At 39.3% G+C, this 17,013-nt stretch carries 19 protein-coding genes; 12 read left to right on the top strand and 7 right to left on the bottom strand.

From position 1 onward, the window contains the following. The first annotated feature begins 132 nt into the window (after nucleotides 1-132). Nucleotides 133-540, top strand: coding sequence for a hypothetical protein (locus tag E0485_RS00215; protein WP_132415356.1), 408 nt, complete (start codon nucleotides 133-135; stop codon nucleotides 538-540). Here E0485_RS00215 and E0485_RS00210 read toward each other — a convergent pair. Further along, on the bottom strand, nucleotides 537-1,235 hold the full coding sequence (locus tag E0485_RS00210; RefSeq protein ID WP_132415354.1) for a DUF4386 domain-containing protein: 699 nt from the start codon (nucleotides 1,233-1,235) through the stop codon (nucleotides 537-539). The genes E0485_RS00215 and E0485_RS00210 overlap by 4 nt on opposite strands. A 116-nt stretch (nucleotides 1,236-1,351) precedes the next feature. Here E0485_RS00210 and E0485_RS00205 point away from each other — a divergent pair, with 116 nt between their 5' ends. The 3 genes from E0485_RS00205 to E0485_RS00195 all read left to right on the top strand — a co-directional run bounded on the left by E0485_RS00205 (nucleotide 1,352) and on the right by E0485_RS00195 (nucleotide 3,406). Then, nucleotides 1,352-1,939 (top strand): TetR/AcrR family transcriptional regulator, encoded by a 588-nt coding sequence (locus tag E0485_RS00205; RefSeq protein WP_235857332.1) that lies wholly within the window; start codon nucleotides 1,352-1,354, stop codon nucleotides 1,937-1,939. 57 nt (nucleotides 1,940-1,996) lie between these two features. Next, nucleotides 1,997-2,443, top strand: a complete 447-nt coding sequence (locus tag E0485_RS00200; RefSeq protein WP_132415352.1) for an SRPBCC domain-containing protein — start codon at nucleotides 1,997-1,999, stop codon at nucleotides 2,441-2,443. A gap of 114 nt (nucleotides 2,444-2,557) precedes the next feature. Then, nucleotides 2,558-3,406, top strand: a complete 849-nt coding sequence (locus E0485_RS00195; RefSeq protein ID WP_132415350.1) for an AraC family transcriptional regulator — start codon at nucleotides 2,558-2,560, stop codon at nucleotides 3,404-3,406. 90 nt (nucleotides 3,407-3,496) lie between these two features. On the opposite strand, the gene E0485_RS00190 is transcribed toward E0485_RS00195, so the two are convergent. After that, complete coding sequence (locus tag E0485_RS00190; RefSeq protein WP_132415348.1) at nucleotides 3,497-4,789, bottom strand: arsenic transporter; 1,293 nt, start codon at nucleotides 4,787-4,789, stop codon at nucleotides 3,497-3,499. A gap of 651 nt (nucleotides 4,790-5,440) precedes the next feature. Between E0485_RS00190 and E0485_RS00185 the strand changes: the two genes are divergently transcribed. Both E0485_RS00185 and E0485_RS00180 read left to right on the top strand, forming a co-directional pair. Continuing rightward, a complete protein-coding gene (locus tag E0485_RS00185) occupies nucleotides 5,441-5,959 on the top strand; it encodes an AAA family ATPase (protein WP_235857330.1) in 519 nt (172 codons plus the stop codon). Nucleotides 5,960-5,989: 30 nt separating this feature from the next. Continuing rightward, nucleotides 5,990-6,190, top strand: coding sequence for a hypothetical protein (locus E0485_RS00180; RefSeq protein WP_132415346.1), 201 nt, complete (start codon nucleotides 5,990-5,992; stop codon nucleotides 6,188-6,190). Nucleotides 6,191-6,283: 93 nt separating this feature from the next. Here the strand turns inward: E0485_RS00180 and E0485_RS00175 are convergent, their stop codons facing one another. After that, on the bottom strand, nucleotides 6,284-6,772 hold the full coding sequence (locus E0485_RS00175) for a DinB family protein (RefSeq protein WP_132415344.1): 489 nt from the start codon (nucleotides 6,770-6,772) through the stop codon (nucleotides 6,284-6,286). A 184-nt stretch (nucleotides 6,773-6,956) separates the two neighbouring features. Between E0485_RS00175 and E0485_RS00170 the strand changes: the two genes are divergently transcribed. Continuing rightward, nucleotides 6,957-7,424, top strand: a complete 468-nt coding sequence (locus tag E0485_RS00170) for a DUF3888 domain-containing protein (protein WP_132415342.1) — start codon at nucleotides 6,957-6,959, stop codon at nucleotides 7,422-7,424. A gap of 130 nt (nucleotides 7,425-7,554) precedes the next feature. Here E0485_RS00170 and E0485_RS00165 read toward each other — a convergent pair whose 3' ends face one another. Beyond that, nucleotides 7,555-8,271, bottom strand: a complete 717-nt coding sequence (locus E0485_RS00165; protein ID WP_132415340.1) for a 3-ketoacyl-ACP reductase — start codon at nucleotides 8,269-8,271, stop codon at nucleotides 7,555-7,557. Nucleotides 8,272-8,956: 685 nt separating this feature from the next. On the opposite strand from E0485_RS00165, the gene E0485_RS00155 reads away from it, so the two are divergent. The 5 genes from E0485_RS00155 (at nucleotide 8,957) to E0485_RS00135 (ending at nucleotide 14,432) form a co-directional block, all read left to right on the top strand. Next, nucleotides 8,957-9,676 (top strand): lipoprotein BA_5634 family protein, encoded by a 720-nt coding sequence (locus tag E0485_RS00155; RefSeq protein WP_132415338.1) that lies wholly within the window; start codon nucleotides 8,957-8,959, stop codon nucleotides 9,674-9,676. A 40-nt stretch (nucleotides 9,677-9,716) separates the two neighbouring features. Next, entirely contained in the window at nucleotides 9,717-10,424 is a 708-nt protein-coding gene (locus E0485_RS00150) for an ABC transporter ATP-binding protein (protein WP_132415336.1), read from the top strand. A 2-nt stretch (nucleotides 10,425-10,426) separates the two neighbouring features. Then, nucleotides 10,427-12,409 carry an ABC transporter permease gene (locus tag E0485_RS00145; RefSeq protein ID WP_132416400.1) on the top strand — a complete coding sequence of 661 codons (1,983 nt, stop codon included), beginning with the start codon at nucleotides 10,427-10,429 and terminating at the stop codon, nucleotides 12,407-12,409. A gap of 87 nt (nucleotides 12,410-12,496) precedes the next feature. Continuing rightward, nucleotides 12,497-13,192, top strand: coding sequence for a response regulator transcription factor (locus tag E0485_RS00140; protein ID WP_132415334.1), 696 nt, complete (start codon nucleotides 12,497-12,499; stop codon nucleotides 13,190-13,192). A gap of 4 nt (nucleotides 13,193-13,196) precedes the next feature. Next, nucleotides 13,197-14,432: a HAMP domain-containing sensor histidine kinase gene (locus tag E0485_RS00135; protein WP_132416398.1), complete on the top strand. Its 1,236-nt coding sequence runs from the start codon at nucleotides 13,197-13,199 to the stop codon at nucleotides 14,430-14,432. Between the two features lie 92 nt (nucleotides 14,433-14,524). On the opposite strand, the gene E0485_RS00130 is transcribed toward E0485_RS00135, so the two are convergent. The 3 genes from E0485_RS00130 to E0485_RS00120 are packed head-to-tail and all read right to left on the bottom strand — an operon-like array spanning nucleotide 14,525 to nucleotide 16,702. Beyond that, nucleotides 14,525-15,136, bottom strand: a complete 612-nt coding sequence (locus E0485_RS00130; RefSeq protein ID WP_132415332.1) for a flavin reductase family protein — start codon at nucleotides 15,134-15,136, stop codon at nucleotides 14,525-14,527. Nucleotides 15,137-15,140: 4 nt separating this feature from the next. Further along, nucleotides 15,141-15,755 carry an alpha/beta hydrolase gene (locus tag E0485_RS00125; protein WP_132415330.1) on the bottom strand — a complete coding sequence of 205 codons (615 nt, stop codon included), beginning with the start codon at nucleotides 15,753-15,755 and terminating at the stop codon, nucleotides 15,141-15,143. Nucleotides 15,756-15,757: 2 nt separating this feature from the next. Beyond that, entirely contained in the window at nucleotides 15,758-16,702 is a 945-nt protein-coding gene (locus tag E0485_RS00120; protein ID WP_132415328.1) for a ring-cleaving dioxygenase, read from the bottom strand. Nucleotides 16,703-17,013 lie beyond the last annotated feature (311 nt).

The following is a 17,013-nucleotide window of genomic DNA, read 5'->3' as shown; positions in this document are numbered from 1 at the left end:
AATAAAAGGAGAGTTGCTCCTTGTAATGTGTTAGGTCCTATTTTGTTGTACTTTTATAAGAAATAGGAGGATATTGGACGAAAATGACGAAAATTATTATGGATATATTTAGACATTAAAGGGTGGTGTCATATGATCCAAATAACGGATGAATTATTAAGCAGCTTTACCAAAATGCATGACAAATTCATATCAGATTGGCATGAAGCAATGAATACAGGCGATACTTCTTCATTGGAAGTGATGACTAACGAGTATTATGTTGCGTTCTTTAATGATGCAAAAGATAAACCAATGATGTTCAACAGAGATGAGTCAATTAGTGGAATGAATGAATCTGTCAATCAATTACTCGGTGGCAAGAAGGTCTTTAATGATAGAGTGATTAGGTTAAAAGACAAGGAGAATGCAGCTGTGTTCTACGATTTGTCGATCGAATTTAAAGCTAAAACTGTTGCAAGATTCTTCACTATTGAGAATTGGCAGCTCGTCGACGAGAAATGGCTCATCGTCAGTGAAATTCAACAACGCATAATTTAATTGGATACAGAATCCCGTTCCACTCGGTTGAATCCTTTAATGATTAACCATATAGACAAGGCCAATTGTTGAAAAGCTATTGGAATGTTCAACATCATGTAGGTTGAATCCAGATCAATGATACGAATCATAAATAATAAGCTTGCCATTATGGACAATGTAGACCCAATAAGACCCAAAACTGACAACCAACGTGGGACTAATTTTGTTTGGTAAAAGATGTAGTTAAACAAGAACATAGCGAGTACAAATGCCAGTGTGTTTGCCACATGGTTTACTAAATCGCGACCTTCTCGTAACAATTCACCTAGGGTCTCAAAAAACAAACCATTCAGAGCTCCTACTTTTGTAAATTCTTGGCTCAATGTTAATAACAACAGAAGAATGATGACACCAATCACAATGAACACACCCGCAATGATGCCGAAAGCAACAGATCCGAGAGCTGAACCTTTATGATGCTTACTTAAAATCGGATACAGCATGATCGGAATACCAACATAGGCAACAACCATTAACAACTGGGAAAATGCTCCGATTAGTACCTGATTCTCATCTGTTGAAGCTTTAACAAGATAGTCTGTTCCGTCTATAACAGGAACAACACTAAACACACCTGTAACGAGTCCAAATATGAACAACACACCAATAATGACTGCAGTCCTTGAGTCTGAAATTGTACTATTCCTAGGCATAATTAACCTCCTTAATATGCGATAGGTGGCAACCGGATTATGATCCATTGTTATTATAACGATGAGAGATATATGATAGATTTTGATTTATTCGTTTATGCAAGGATGATGATGTTTTGATAAACAAGCAGACATTGGACAATAAAAGCAAGTTGATGCTGGCTGCAATCGACTTAATGGCCGAGAAAGGCTATAAAGGTGTATCAACCAAGGAAATCGCCCTAGCTGCAGGAGTCAGTGAGATGACGTTGTTCCGCAACTTCGGCAGTAAATTCAATTTATTGGAGAAAGCGGTTGATCGATATCATTATTCCATTGAAATGACCCAAATTTTTAACGAGAAAGTTACTTGGGATCTGAGGAAGGACCTGCTTACAATTAGCCAGATGTATCATGAAATTATGGATAGTAACCGTAAATTGTTCCTCATTGTCTTAAGGGACGACGATTTGATTGAAATCCGCGAGAAAGCACAGAAGCATCCGCGCAAATTGTTAGAATTGCTGACGAAATATTTTATTGACATGCAGAGCAAGAATCGAATGATCCAGACGGACGCGGAAGCAGAGGCAATCACGTTTATGTGGATGAATTACGGTGTTTTTATGACACAGCTATTCGGTGCGACCACAATTACAAAAGTAACTCTACCAGCATTTATAGAGTTCAGTAACGAGTTGTTCGTAAGGGGATTGACCCCTTAATATTTTTATCGATGATGTTAGTTAGTACTAACAACCATATAGGAGAGAAGGAATACGATGAGAAATAGTAATCAGTCCACATCGAAGAAAATTGTCGGCCTAACGGCAAAGGCAGGCTATCAAGTAGGAGTTCGGAGAACGTTGCCGATCTCACAGGAGCAGGCATGGGCATTTTTGACCTCTGATGAAGGGTTGAAGCTCTGGATCGGGACCGTATCGTCCATGTCCTTTAGTGAGGGGGAGACCTTCCAATCTACTGAGGGCATTTCTGGCCAATTCCGGGTCGTCAAACCGTACCAGCAGTTACGCTTAAGATGGGAGAAGAGGGAGTGGAGAGAGCCGTCTACCCTGCAAATTAGGCTGCTGTCCAATCAATTAGACAAAACGACGATCAGTTTCCACCAGGAACATCTGGATCATGCGTCAACTCGGGAACAGATGAAGCTGCACTGGGAAAACGTGTTGTCCGCTATTCGTGAGCAAACTACAATATCCAAATATTGAAAATACGAGCGAAAACTAGAATATTATCATTGACATGCTGACTTTTTCGTGCAGAAAATGCACGGCATTCATTTTTCATCTGCGATATATTTTATCTTGAAGGGAGGGAAACCGATGGATTGGTTGGACAGGATGAAGAGCGCCATGGACTATATCGAAACAAATCTAGCGGACAATATTTCATATGATGAAATAGCGCAGAGAGCCTGTTGCTCTACTTATCATTTTCAAAGAATGTTTCCTTTTATTACTGGAGTATCGTTATCTGAGTACATTCGACGTCGACGCTTGACATTGGCCGCATTTGAACTGCAGACAACAGATGCAAGGGTTATTGATGTAGCTATGAAATATGGATATGATTCGCCAGAAGCGTTTACACGGGCGTTTAAGAATCTTCATGGGATAATACCGATATCTGCGCGCGATAAAGGCGTTTCTCTAAAAGCCTATCCTCGAATGTCCTTTCATATTTCAATTAAAGGAGATATCGAAATGAATTACCGCATCGAATCAAAAGGGCCATTTGAGATGTTTGGAGCTTATGGTCTGGTCAATTCCGATCCCCAAAAAGTATATATTGAAGTTGCTCAATTTCGTCAACAATGTGATGTAGATGGCAGTGTTGAAGGGATGAATGAATTACTGGGACGCTTTAGTAACACCATCTTGCACGCTGCATTATATGATCATACTGGAACATCTTTTAAATACATGGTGAGTTATTTCTTGCCAAAAGGGCTTGAAATTCCGGAGAGATTTACAAAAATTTCTGTCCCGGCACTAACGTGGGCGATTTTCCCGGAACCGCAATGTGATTTAATAAAGTTATGGGGACGGATTTATTCCGAATGGTTTCCGACATCGGAATACGAGCAGGTTGAAGGCCCTAGTTTCGAGATGTATTATGGAACGGCAGAGCATGTTACTGGAGAAATTTGGATACCAGTAAAGAAAAAATAACTTTTTAGAGCATGCAACAGGTTCATTTAACAGCTTTAGCTGCTGGATGAACCTGTTTTTTTGTCATTTTAAATACTCCAGATATTGAATTTACGAAATAATTTTTAACCATACGTACAATCCACAAAGTGTAATAAATAGTACCGGTACCGTCAGTATAATCCCCGTTTTAAAATATGAACCCCATGTAATTTTAACGCCTTTATTAGACAATACGTGCAACCAGATGAGGGTGGCCAGTGACCCAATTGGAGTTATCTTAGGTCCAAGATCAGAACCAATTACATTCGCATAAATAAAAGCTTCATGGAGGAACCCTGAAGGATTAGCACCATCAATTGCTAGCGCATTTATCATAACTGTAGGCAGATTGTTCATGACGGATGAAAGGATGGCAGCTATAAATCCAGATCCAATGGTAGCCACAAATAAGCCCTGACCACTAATCCAAGTAAACACTTTACCGAGCTCATCCGTTAATCCAACATTCCTAAGCCCATAAACAACAACGTACATGCCAATCGAGAACATAACAATGGACCATGGAGCAGCTTTTAGGATCTTCCATGTGTGAATCTCTTTACTTTGTTTTGCAAGTAGGAGAAAGATGATCGCTGCAAGGCTAGCAATTATAGAAACAGGGATTTGAATAAACTCGCTACTTAGATATGCAATGAGGAGTACGCCTAATATAGCCCAGGATACTTTAAACATCCTTATGTTTTTAATTGCGTGAGCAGGCAACTTTAATTGCGATAAGTCATAATGTTGCGGTATGCTACGTCGATAATAAAGGAACAAAATAAGCAAACTTGCTGCAACCGAGAAGAGTGTGGGAATGATCATTCGACTAGCATATTTAACGAACCCTATACCAAAATAGTCAGCAGAAACAATATTTACTAGATTACTGATGACAAGCGGCAAAGACGCAGTATCTGAAATAAAACCACTTGCCATAATAAAAGGAAGAATCAACCGATCATCAAACTTTAGTGCTTTAACCAAGGCTAACACGATAGGGGTTAAGATGAGTGCAGCCCCATCGTTTGCAAAGAAAAAGGCAACTGCGGCACCGAGTAATATCACAAAAACAAACATGCGATTGCCGTTACCCTGTGCAATACGTGCCATATGAAGTGCGGACCATTCGAAAAAACCAATGTCATCTAGTATTAGTGAAATTATTATAATCGCTACAAACGTGAGTGTAGCATTCCAAACGATTTGAGTAACTTCCCAGACATCATGAAAACTAACTACTCCACAGAGTAGGGCAATAAGTGCTCCTCCGCATGCGGACCAACCAATATTCAGCCCTTTTGGCTGCCAAATAACAAAAACCAAAGTGACTAGGAAGATAAAAGTAGCAATGACAAGCATATTCCCTCCGATTTAGCAGCAAGAATTAGACTGATGTGCTTCAATATTATATCTCATAGAAGGGAGATGTTTAATAATATGAGCCTAAACGTATATCCCGACTTGCGCGTTATCCCAATAACATATCGAACACGAACTTTCTGTGTTTTTGATCCCAAAATAATGTATCATTTCTCTATGAACAAATCCACATAAAATCCTCCATCAACATAGAGTGATGGACATTGGGATTATCGCATGTTCTAGCCTTGAACCGCAATTAATATATTGACTACTTTCTTAGAATTACTTATTATGGAAACATAATAGTGAATGGTGGTATATGTGCAGTGATGATGATGACTGTGTTCCTGACAGAGGTTAAAGGTTAATTTATTTAACTAATAACGTATGGACGTGATTAAAGCACTCTACTGATTATTGTAGGGTTTGATTTGCTTTGTCTACGTTTGTGCACACCTCTCATGAACACCATAATCATCACTGCTTTCGTAATGAATGGGCGAGACAACGTATTTCCTTTGTTTCGGCATTCCTACGTCCGAATAGCCGTGGGTGAACTATGTTCATCCACGGCTTTTCTTTGCCCATCAATCACTATTTTATTTGTTTTTGCTGTTCAATAACGAAGTTTTTAAGGGAGAGATATATATGGAACGAAAATTTCCTCTATTTATTGTAACTGGCGCAAGTGGTGTAGGTAAAACAACCGTAATGCATGAACTTCGAGGTTTATTTCCTAATTTTATTATTTTGAGCACGGACAACGATAATTTCGGATCAACAAAATTAGATTACCAGGATCGGTACAATTTGTTGTTTCATTGTGCTGCTGCTGCGGCAAAATCTAACATTGGCACAATAATCTGTGGAACGGTAATGCCGTGGGACGCACAAAAGTGTGATACTTACCACGATTTCAGTGAAGTATGTTTTATTAACCTACACTGTGACGATGAGACACGCAATAACCGATTGCGTAACCGTCTTGACAAAGATACATGGACCGACGAAATGCTCAAAGTCCATCAAGAGTTCGCTCAGTGGCTTCTTGACAATGCTGAAACAGCTTACGATCCGCCGATGCCGACAATTGACACAACCTTAGCGCTGCCAGCTGAGATTGCATTGCAAATTAGAGAATTCATTTATACAAAATGGAATATATAAAAAGTGCACTAAGTGAGGGTAAAGACAAGTATGGAGTACATCTATGAGAATCAACGCGATACTTATGAAGACTTCGCGAGCGGAAGGGTATTGCTTAATGCCAGCGGCACAACCGCTTTTCCGGTTAAATTAGCCAGCGAGATATTTCTTCGGGGAAGATCATATCTGCGATCAAGAAGCGAGAAAAAGAAATACTCGTTATTTGCTGAGAATTATATTATCATCGAATAGGTACGATAGTACGATAGAATCAATCACGACGGCAGCCGAGGATCGGCTGTCGTCGCTTACTCATGCTTTATGTATTGTAGGTGTATCGCTTTCTCATTGAATATGAGTTTTCCTGTCATTTTGTAGTTGTTTTCGGATGTAAACAATTTGTCCAATATGATAGGCGTTATGCGTGGATATATTTCCTAGTATCCCCCACCACTTAGCAGTCACTGGGAAACCATTCACTTCACTTTCTACCTTTTCTTCAGTTAATAGATCTTGCCACTGAAGCAGAACCTTTAAGAGGCACTCTTTTAAGTCAGCAAATCTTTTATTTTTCGGAACAATAAAGCTTTTATTATTATCACCTATTGGCGCAACAGCATTCACATGTGATTTTTCGTACCTCAATTGCCATGTCTCATTCCAGTAAAGTAGATGTTGCACAATTTCAGCGATACTGTTACTTTCATCGTTGGGTTTCCAAAATGCTTCTTCCTCTGATAAGTTTGCTACTGATTCCGAAAACGGAATGTAAAAGCTAGGGTCGTTTGCATTTGCTAACAATTGATCGGCCAAAATATCTTTAGCATGGGGCATATCAGTCACACTTCCTTTTAATAATATCTTTATCCATTTCTATGATCTTTTGAATTCTCCTCTGTATTATATTGAATATCTAAGAATAAGCGAGCTTTCATGAGTAAAGTTATTCCTCATAGAGGGAGTATAGATCAATGGATGTTCGGATAAAATACCCCAATACAATGGGGGGGGAATTGTAATGAAGAAATTGATGCTTATCATTTTGCTTATCTTTGGACTAATGAACGGCTTAAATTATAATATCGTCATGGCATCAGAAAAACTGACTTTCGTCAATAATGGTAAGCCTCAAGATTCAAATGAATTAATGTTTCAAGACATGCTAATGCTGTTTCTTTTACCGCACATAGACAAAAAAATAGATGAGATTTATTCAAATCTATTAAATTATTCACCAGAAGTTTATCCTTACTTTGTGAATGTAACTAACGTACGACGAGTGAATGGATTTCGAGGATTTCATTTTATAATAACTCTTGAAGTGACTCCTACAGTTGGTCCACACATTCCCGTTGGTAAGGATCTTCTTACATTTGATATATCACCTATGAACTCCAATAATGTAAAACTGTTAGAGTGGAAGCATTTAAAAGATCCGAAGGAGTCTGATTTCCCGCCAAACTGGAAAAACGTTTTAAGAAAATAATAAGATTATATATCATTGAACAGGAAACTATAGCTCAATAATAAACAAAAGAAGGCTGCCGACAGCAATGTATCGGCAGCCTTTTTCAGCTTGCGGGCAAGATAGTATCTTGATATTTCGAATAGTTCTATTAAGGATTTGTCGACCAAAGTCCAGCGTGTTTTAATACAACACGTGGATGAAGTTTTAACTGTGCAACCATTAATTCTGCTAAATCTTCTGCTTGCATCACTTTTTCTGGATTGCCGTCTGTTAAGTTAAGCTCAACAGCCATATCAGTTGCAACTGTACTTGGTGTTAGCGTAGTAACACGAATATTATGCTTACGCACTTCAAGCATTAATGACTCACTTAGTCCGATAACTGCAGCTTTTGAAGCTGAGTATGCACTTGTAATTGGTGCACCTTTTTGTCCAGCTGTTGATGAGATATTAATGATGTCGCCTGTTTTGCGTTTTATCATTTCGGGTAATACCGCATGTGTTGTGTAGTACACACCTTTTACGTTGACATCGATAATATTGGTCCATTCTTCAGGTGTTAAATCCATGAAGTTGCCGAATTTTGAAATGCCGGCATTGTTTACCAAAATATCGATTGCACCAAGTTCGCCGCGAATTGATTCAACCGCTGTTGTAATTGAGTCTAGATCGGCTACATTTGCCTCTGCGATTGCTACTTTCACATCATATTGTTTAAGTTCCTCTGCTACTTGTTGTAAATTTTTAAGCGTACGTCCAATAAGACCTACGTGAATACCTTCTTGCGCAAAGGCTATTGCTGTTGCACGTCCTATTCCACGGCCTGCTCCTGTAATTAACGCAACTTTTCCTGCGATTGTTTGCATGTTATTCGCTCCTTCATGATGAGATAGCATTATTTTGTTCTGGCAATATAATTTGCCGCCTAAAATAGATAAAGATTTGTCTTGTCTTTAAGACTAATCCATTCTACTATAGTTTTCTACATATATGAAGAATTAAAACATGTATAATGGTGTTTAAGAGATAGAGGAGAGAGGCAATATGCAAAGAATCGCAATTGATATGGACGAAGTTATAGCTGATTTTTCTCCGAAACATTTACGGGAGTTTAAGCGAACGGTTTGAAGTTTTCATTACCACAGCAGGATGGAGTTTCCATCATCTTTCACCGCGAAATATGAATGGCTAAAGGAACATTTTCCTTATTTAGATGAGATGAATTTTGTTTACAGCACCGCACAATATAAACGAAACAGGATACGTTAGAGTTAACAACTGGTTGGATGTACAGAAGTATTTTATGAGATAATTTTGAACTGACGAGTAACGTAAGTTCAACCCATTATGGAGCAGTTTGCCTGGCGGCAGCTGCTCTGTTTTCATTAAGCTTGCTGTTTTTGATATAACATAAAGGAAAGTTGTAATCTCTTTAATTCTTACGAAAATGTAAGAGAGCAGGTCAAATGGTTAGATAAAAGTCATTAACTTGTAAAGCAAAGTCGTCTATAATCCAGACATCAGATGATTTTTATAAAAGGAGCAGTCAGGATGAAGAAAATAATAGTTTTCGTGTTGGTAATCGCTATTTTTGTAGGTATAGGGTTCGGAGTAAAACGTTATATAGAAGGACCATCGCAACCGGCCAATGGAATTTTAGTTATCGCCACAGATCAAGATATGAAGAAAGTCAAAGAGCTGTACAAAGATAGAAGTAAAGAAATGATCGACTACAAAATGAAAATGGTTATAACAAAAATAACTACTAAATTGTCAGAGCAAGATCAGAAAGAAACTGGAAAAGAATTTGAGACCCGAGATATCAAGTATTCGGTTGTAAATCGATCCACAGCTGAGCAATTCGTCAAGAAGGGGATTATTAGAGCCAGAAAAGATCCTGAAAGTTCGTCTATTCTTTCAGAGCCTGTTACCGCGATCAAAGAATTATCGAATGGTAAAAATTTGTTCTTCTCCTCAAGCGATGCAGATATGAAGAATAACCAAATCGATTTGAACGGTCAGATGGTACCCGTACAGTATGTGAAACATCAGGCATGGATCGGCTATATACCACAAATGGATCTTGTTATTGTTGACGATCAAACATACAACCAAATAAATGAGGCAGAGTCAACGATCTCATTGATTCATTTCCAAAAAAACAGCTTCGATTATAAAAATAAAGAAAAGGTTAATAAGGTTTTAGATGAAATCAGAAGCGTCTATGCTGATAGCGAAGACAAAGTTAACTTTGTTGATGTACAAAATTAAGTGTAAGTGGTTGAACTTTACGTGATGAGTGGGTGATAGTATGGAAGTTGTACGCATGGAAAATGTAGTGAAAAGTTATGGCGAAGACAATAGCAGGGTAGATGCGTTAAAAGGGATTAATCTTTCGATTCAGCAAGGAGAATTTGTCTCCATCGTAGGTGTGTCGGGCTCCGGGAAAAGTACATTGCTGCATATATTAGGAGGGTTGGATCGGCCAACTTCAGGACAAGTATTCATAGGGGAAAATAATATTTATGATTATTCGGATGATGAGCTTTCGATATTTAGAAGAAGAAAAGTCGGGTTTATTTTTCAGTTCTTTAATTTGATTCCGGTATTGAATGTCCAGGAAAATATCGCTTTGCCCATGTTATTAGATGAAGAACAGATCGATATGACGTATCTCGATGAAATTATTGAAACACTAGGGCTTCATGAACGAAGGACACATCTACCTTCCGAATTATCTGGCGGCCAACAGCAACGTGTCTCCATTGGCAGAGCGCTTATCAATCGTCCACATTTGATACTGGCCGATGAGCCCACAGGTAACCTAGATACGAAAAATACAAAGGAAGTCATGGATTTATTGCGATTGACAGCTAAGAAATACAATCAAACCATTGTGTTGATTACGCATGATTTATCGATTGCATCGGCTTCTGACAGGGTCATCACGATAGAAGACGGGAACATTATTTCAGATCAACGGCTAGTTGCGACTAAGACAAATACTGGAGGAGAATGATGTTGATCAGCAGTTACAAACAACTAAGCAGCCGGTATTTAAAAGGGAATATCAAACGAACCATCTTGACCTTGGTCGGAATCGTACTCTCTGTAGCGTTAATTTCCACAATCGGTCTGTTTATGAAAGGATCACAGCTCTCCCAAATTGAGAATATCAAAAAGCGAAATGGGTTCTCTTTTCATGTCGGCATATCCAATTACAATGAAACGATACTGAATAAAATCAGATACAATCCTCAAATCGAATCGTATGGATTGATGTCTCAGGGTGATATCGTTCCGGTTGGCGAGATATCTGTACAAATGAATTTCGCTGATCATCACGCTATGGAGTTCTTAAGCTATAGCCTCTTAGATGGCAAATTACCAGCCAATGACCATGAGGCAGTTGTTGATTCATGGACGCTTCCTTATATAAAAAGAGGTCTTCAGATCGGCGACACATTTCAATTGGGTGGAGAAACCTATAAACTGGTTGGGTTTCTAGACAATCGCCAGTTTACACAGAAAAGCAAAGAAGGACGATTATTAACCTATAAACGTGATTTTGCAACTGGAGAAGGTAGGATATTAGTCGAAATCAACCAAAAAGCGAATTTTAACGAGGTTTTAGAGGAGATAAAATCATATACTGATAATGAGAATATGGTTATCAATGAAGAATTGATCAGAGTGTTGAAACCACAGTCGAATCAATCGGTTTTGGCCATGCTCGTCATTGTAGTCAGTATTGTTGTGATCTCGACTGTTGTTGTCATTTATAACGCGTTTCAAATCAGTGTCGTTGAACGGATGAAGCAATTTGGGTTGCTCCGAAGCATCGGAGCTACGCGCAAGCAAATTCGACAAATCGTGATGAGAGAAGCTGTTGTACTAGCTGTTATCGCCATTCCGATTGGGATTGCATTCAGCATATTGGCTCTTGCAGCTCTGCAGTTCATTTTCTTCATGTTATTAGAAACCGGTAGAAGTGTCTCGTTCTTCCACATCGATTGGCAGATCCTATTGATCAGTTCGATCATTACCCTGACGGCTGTATTAGCATCCAGTTATTATCCGGCTTTTTTTGCAGGCAGAATATCTCCCTTGCTTGCAATTAGCAGCAGGTTATCCATCAAAAAAGAATCAATCAAAAAGCAAAAAAATACCATGTTGAAAAAGCCGAAATCGTTTCCTTTGAGTCTAGCCTTAAAAAATGTAAAAAGAAATAAAAATCGGTATACCATAACCATTTTATCGATCATTATCAGCAGTGTCTTGTTTATTACTTTCTCGTCGCTGATCAATATCGCATTTGCATCCAAATATGTGAAAAATGATTCCACGAAATCGGATCTAACCATCAATCTGAAACAAAACAATCATGATTCTTCAATAGATAGCCAAACCATTTTGGAGCAATTGAAGTCGCTTGGCAATATATCCGAGGTTTCTGAACAGGACGATAGTTTTCGAATCAAATTGAATGATGTGAATCAATCTAGCGCGACAGTTGCTAACATCCAGCAAATCGTTGGAACAAAACACTCCATAACAATCGATAACCAAGTGGAAGAGAATAAAACAATAAAGGAATCAGAGCTCGTTATTAAAGTGCTTGCATATAGTTTTATTGCGGTTATTTCTTTGATTGGTAGTGTTAATATTATCAATACGATTACGATCAGCATCATAATCAGACGAAAAGAACTTGCTGCATTAAAATCCATAGGCATGTCACAAAAAGATTTAAAAAAGATGATTATCTACGAAGCGTTGATTTACGGAGTTTCTGGAAGTTTACAAGGGATCTTTTTCGGCTGTATACTTTCTTATATCCTATATTTGGCTGCTTCTGGTATCATAAAGCATGAATGGACGATCCCTTATATGGCTTGTTTCATTACGTTTGCATCCGCTTTGTTCATCAGTTATTTATCTGTCCTGATTCCGCTGCGAAAAATTCAAAAAGACAATATTATTGATGTGATCAGGGAAGAATAATACCGAAGGCCTGGCTATGTGCATAGTCGGGCTATTCTAATTTGTTGGCTAGTGGCTGAAGTAGAAAGAGGAGAAGGAGGGCACACGTTGAGTAGTATATTGCTTGTTGAAGATGATGAAGCTCTTGGTCTAGCCATCGAATTTTCATTGAAAAATGAGGGGTATGAGGTGATCAAAGCCTCTAGTGTAAAAGAAGCTAAGCATCAGTTTGATCATCATCCTTTTGATTTAATTATTCTAGATATCGGCCTTCCGGATGGAAATGGCTATGATTTATGTTTGCATTTCAAAAATCAAAGTGATACATCGGTTGTTTTCTTAACCGCCCTTGATGAAGAAGCAAATGTGGTCATGGGACTGGATATTGGAGGAGATGATTATATCACGAAGCCCTTTCGAGTGAAGGAACTCATGTCCAGAGTGAAAGTGCAATTGCGCAAGCAAGCGAAGCTGGAAACTTCTTCGATGATCTTTACATCTGAGAATATCAAAATCGATATGAACCTAGTCAAAGTGTTCAAGAATCAAGAAAGCATTCCAGTAACGAATACAGAATATAAGCTTCTCTTAACATTCATGATGAACGCCCACAAAGCATTGAAAAGAGATGAACTCCTGCTAAATATAACGGATGGAAATGAAGTTTTTTTTGATGAAAATACGTTATCTGTATACATAAGGCGTTTACGAGACAAGGTAGAAGATGATCCCAAAAATCCACAGTATATCATTACGCAAAGAGGATTAGGCTATCGTTGGAGCAAGGATGTGAGCAGAGAGTAAGATGATGAAAAATACCGAGTTGAAAAGCTTTATAGCGATACTGGTCGTTCTGCTAACGCTATTTACTGTTTATCAAGTTATCATACATCAACTGTTTTACAATCAATTGAAAAGCGATTCCATTACAACTTGGGGGGAAATTACCGCAAGATTGGTTGAACAAAATCCTGAGAATGAAGCGGAAATCATGAAAGTGTTAACAAGTCATTCTATTCATTCAATTCAGTATCAGGAAAAAGGAAAGGATATCTTAAGGCAATACGGTTTGCATGAAGATTTGGAGTCGCAGCTTTTTCCACTTCTAAATAACCATATTTTTCGCCATAGTCAATTTATTTATTGGGGATTGGTTTGTTTCGGATGTATACTGCTTTTGGTAAGCTACATGCAGCAAAAGATGTTCTTCAATAAAATTAGACAGCTTACTTCAGCTGCAAAGAAAATAATCGATGGAGATTACTCGGTTGCCATCAATGAAAACAAAGAAGGGGATCTCGCAAAACTGGTGGTTTCATTTCGTTCGATGAAAGATATTATTCGACAAAGTATGCAGGATTTGCGTGAAGAGAGAGGGTTTTTAGTACAAATCCTGCAGGATATATCCCATCAATTAAAAACGCCGCTTTCAACGATATCGATATACAATGAGATGATGTTGAATGAAAGCTTACCGCGTCAGCAGCAAGTTCAACTGTTGCAAAATAATGATGCACAAATCTCTAGAATGAATGTCTTGATTCAAAATTTGCTAAAGGTAGCGAAAATAGATGCAAGAGCCATCTCATTTGAGAAAGAACCAGCCAATTTGGTAGAGACCATTGAGGATTCTTTAGATCGCTTGGACAGAATGATTACTGATCATCGTATATCAATTGATTGGGATACCTCGAAGGAAGTAGTCGTTATTCACGATAAACTATGGATGCAGGAAGCAATATTGAACCTGCTGAAGAATGCGATTGAACATTCCAAACCCGGCGGTAAAATCTTGATTAAAATCGAAAATACCCCGATTTTTACGGAGCTGGTGATTCAAGACTTTGGGGAAGGAATTGATGCAGAGGAACTGCCGCATATCTTTGAGCGATTCTACAAAGCAATAGGTTCAAAAAAGCATGATTCGGTTGGAATTGGCTTGGCGCTAGCCAAATCTATTATCGAAGCGCATCAAGCCTTGATAAAGGTGGAAAGTGAGAGAGGCGCTTATACGAAATTTACAGTTACCTTTATAAAATTCTAATTATCCTATAACGAATAAAACAGCGACAGCTCGGACTATGTTTTGTCCATAAACTGTCGCTGTCTTTATTTCTAGTAGCTCAAAACGATCAATCAATTGGGCCGATAAATGCTAAAGATTTCACCTAACCTCGAATAGTTGTTGCCGGCTAGTCGGCTTACCGGCTTTAATAGTTGTGCATCGATACGCCCGCTCTCATACAATTCTTCCGCAATGTGGAAGCAAACGATTCTCCCGATAATGAGATCACATGCTGGAGAAGAAGGATTGCCACCAAGAGCAAGAGATTGTTCTAACGTACATTCCATGCGGATTTTGGCTTCAGCAATCCCCGGGACCTTAATCTTGGCGCTCGGGATGGCAGTAAGTTGAGTTAAGTCTACTTCGCTCTCATCGGGCGGAAGATTGGCCGCGGTTAGATTGATTGCCTCGATGTAATCTTCATCCGATATATGAACAACAAACGAACCGGTTTCCATAATATTTCTTGAAGTATCTTTGCGAACGCCATTTTTTCTCTGAACGGATACAGAAAGCATAGGCGGATCGGCAGACACGATATTGAAATAGCTATAAGGTGCGGCATTTAATACGCCTTCAGCGGACAATGTTGTGATGAACGCGATCGGTCTCGGGAGGATACTTCCGATGAGCAATTTATAATTATCCCGTTCCGTTTGCTTCTCTGGATAAATGGTTAACATGGGCTCACCCCTGATTGAATTGACTTTGTAACCAAGATGCGGCTGCATGAACCTCGGTATGCGTTAATTGATGGCCATGCTGCTCCCAATGAACGGTAACATGTGCATCCGCTTGGGTTAGCAGCGACTGCAGTTCTTCCGTCTCTTGAGGTGCGCAAATCGGATCGTTCGTTCCTGCACCGATAAATACAGGCGTACCGGAAAGGTCGGGAAGTTTCAGCCCGCGACGCGGAACCATGGGGTGATGCAATATTGCTCCTCTTAGAGAACCTTTGTGATGAAATAAGAGGCTTCCGGCAATATTGGCTCCATTGGAGTAACCGACAGCAATGAAGTTGCTGCGATCAAGCTCATAGTTGGTCGCCGCTTCATTTAGAAATTCATTCAACTCATTGGTTCTAAAGATAAGATCCTCTTCATCAAAGACGCCTTCGCTTAATCTACGGAAAAAGCGAGGCATGCCGTGCTCAAGTACGTTTCCTCTAATGCTCAGCACAGGTGACTCCGGCGATACGATTTGCGCTACCGGAAGTAAATCATGCTCAGTTCCGCCAGTACCGTGGAGCAGGACAAGTGTAGGCTTCGAAGGATCAGTGCCTTTTTGAAAAATATGCTGCATGATTAGTTACCCTCCAATTCGCGTACTTGGATAGGAGGCAGGAGCTTCTCGATTTGCGCCCGGTGTGGTTCATATTGTTCAGGGAGCTTCAATTCTTTACCAAGTTCCTCAAATGTCTCGTCACGGGTAAATCCAGGAGGATCGGTAGCAATTTCGAATAAGATTTCTCCCTGCTCACGGAAATAAATCGCATTGAAGTATTGACGATCCACGATAGGAGTTGGTTGATATCCGGCTTGTGCAATCTGCTCTCTCCATGATTTATGATCCTCAAAGTCAGTAGAGCGCCATGCGATATGGTGCACGGTACCATATCCTCCCGAACCGCGTTCCATTGGTGCAATATTAATGTCAATTACATTGCCCAGATCGGCGCTTCCTTTGAAACGCATCCAGTCTCCTTCTTGACCGATTACTTCGAGTCCCATCACGTTTTCAAGCAATTCAGAAGTTGCCTTCGGATGAGTACTATACAATACGGCGCCTCCGAACCCTTTAATGGCCTTGTCGACTGGTATTCCTCCAAAAGACCATTTGCTATTTGGACCATCTTCTCGTGCCACGATTTCTAGCTGCAGCCCGTCATGATCCGTGAATTGCAAGAACTGTTCTCCGAATCTTGTATTTCGGGTAATTTGCACACCGAAATGTTGCAATCGCGCTTCCCAGAAGTCCATTGCGCCCGTTGGCACGACAAACGTAGTTACTCCCACTTGTCCGCCTCCGATGCGGCCTTTCCGTCCCGTTTCCCAAGGGAAAAATGTCATAATCGTTCCGGGATTTCCGTTTTCATTGCCGAAGTAAAAATGATACACCTCAGGCGCATCGAAATTCACTGTCTTTTTTACAAGACGAATACCTAGTATCCCTGCATAAAAATCGATGTTTTCTTGCGCATTTCTAGCAAATGCCGTGATGTGGTGAATTCCTGTTGTTTGTTTCTTCATGAAAATTGCTCCTTTAATATTTATTTTTATTATTTCCAATAACACATTTATTAATAATTAGCAGCTTTATAAAAGTAAGTATAGCACGAATTATCTTGAAGTCAAGATATTAAGAATTCATGGAGCAGATAAAAACATTTTCCTGCGATTGACCCGGATCTATCCCGCCATCGCAATTACTTTCCATACACAACCACCTATACTTCATATTGATTCCAGACCAGTTCAAATTATGTGTGTTTTTAGATCGGTGACGAAGGAAAGCCTTACTAATGATGTTCAATCACTTGACAAATTTTTTTAGAAAATAA

The organism is Paenibacillus albiflavus (assembly GCF_004344915.1).
Classification (GTDB): Bacteria; Bacillota; Bacilli; order Paenibacillales; family NBRC-103111; genus Paenibacillus_AM; species Paenibacillus_AM albiflavus.
The sequence above is the reverse complement of the archived record's forward strand: the minus strand, read 5'-3'. Positions and strand labels throughout refer to the sequence as shown.

Coding starts and splice junctions, on each gene's coding strand:
- E0485_RS00215 (WP_132415356.1), top strand. CDS start 133: ATGATCCAAATAACGGATGAATTATTAAGCAGCTTTACCAAAATGCAT.
- E0485_RS00210 (WP_132415354.1), bottom strand. CDS start 1,235: ATGCCTAGGAATAGTACAATTTCAGACTCAAGGACTGCAGTCATTATT.
- E0485_RS00200 (WP_132415352.1), top strand. CDS start 1,997: ATGAGAAATAGTAATCAGTCCACATCGAAGAAAATTGTCGGCCTAACG.
- E0485_RS00195 (WP_132415350.1), top strand. CDS start 2,558: ATGGATTGGTTGGACAGGATGAAGAGCGCCATGGACTATATCGAAACA.
- E0485_RS00190 (WP_132415348.1), bottom strand. CDS start 4,789: ATGCTTGTCATTGCTACTTTTATCTTCCTAGTCACTTTGGTTTTTGTT.
- E0485_RS00185 (WP_235857330.1), top strand. CDS start 5,441: ATGGAACGAAAATTTCCTCTATTTATTGTAACTGGCGCAAGTGGTGTA.
- E0485_RS00180 (WP_132415346.1), top strand. CDS start 5,990: ATGGAGTACATCTATGAGAATCAACGCGATACTTATGAAGACTTCGCG.
- E0485_RS00175 (WP_132415344.1), bottom strand. CDS start 6,772: ATGCCCCATGCTAAAGATATTTTGGCCGATCAATTGTTAGCAAATGCA.
- E0485_RS00170 (WP_132415342.1), top strand. CDS start 6,957: ATGAAGAAATTGATGCTTATCATTTTGCTTATCTTTGGACTAATGAAC.
- E0485_RS00165 (WP_132415340.1), bottom strand. CDS start 8,271: ATGCAAACAATCGCAGGAAAAGTTGCGTTAATTACAGGAGCAGGCCGT.
- E0485_RS00155 (WP_132415338.1), top strand. CDS start 8,957: ATGAAGAAAATAATAGTTTTCGTGTTGGTAATCGCTATTTTTGTAGGT.
- E0485_RS00150 (WP_132415336.1), top strand. CDS start 9,717: ATGGAAGTTGTACGCATGGAAAATGTAGTGAAAAGTTATGGCGAAGAC.
- E0485_RS00135 (WP_132416398.1), top strand. CDS start 13,197: ATGAAAAATACCGAGTTGAAAAGCTTTATAGCGATACTGGTCGTTCTG.
- E0485_RS00130 (WP_132415332.1), bottom strand. CDS start 15,136: ATGTTAACCATTTATCCAGAGAAGCAAACGGAACGGGATAATTATAAA.
- E0485_RS00125 (WP_132415330.1), bottom strand. CDS start 15,755: ATGCAGCATATTTTTCAAAAAGGCACTGATCCTTCGAAGCCTACACTT.
- E0485_RS00120 (WP_132415328.1), bottom strand. CDS start 16,702: ATGAAGAAACAAACAACAGGAATTCACCACATCACGGCATTTGCTAGA.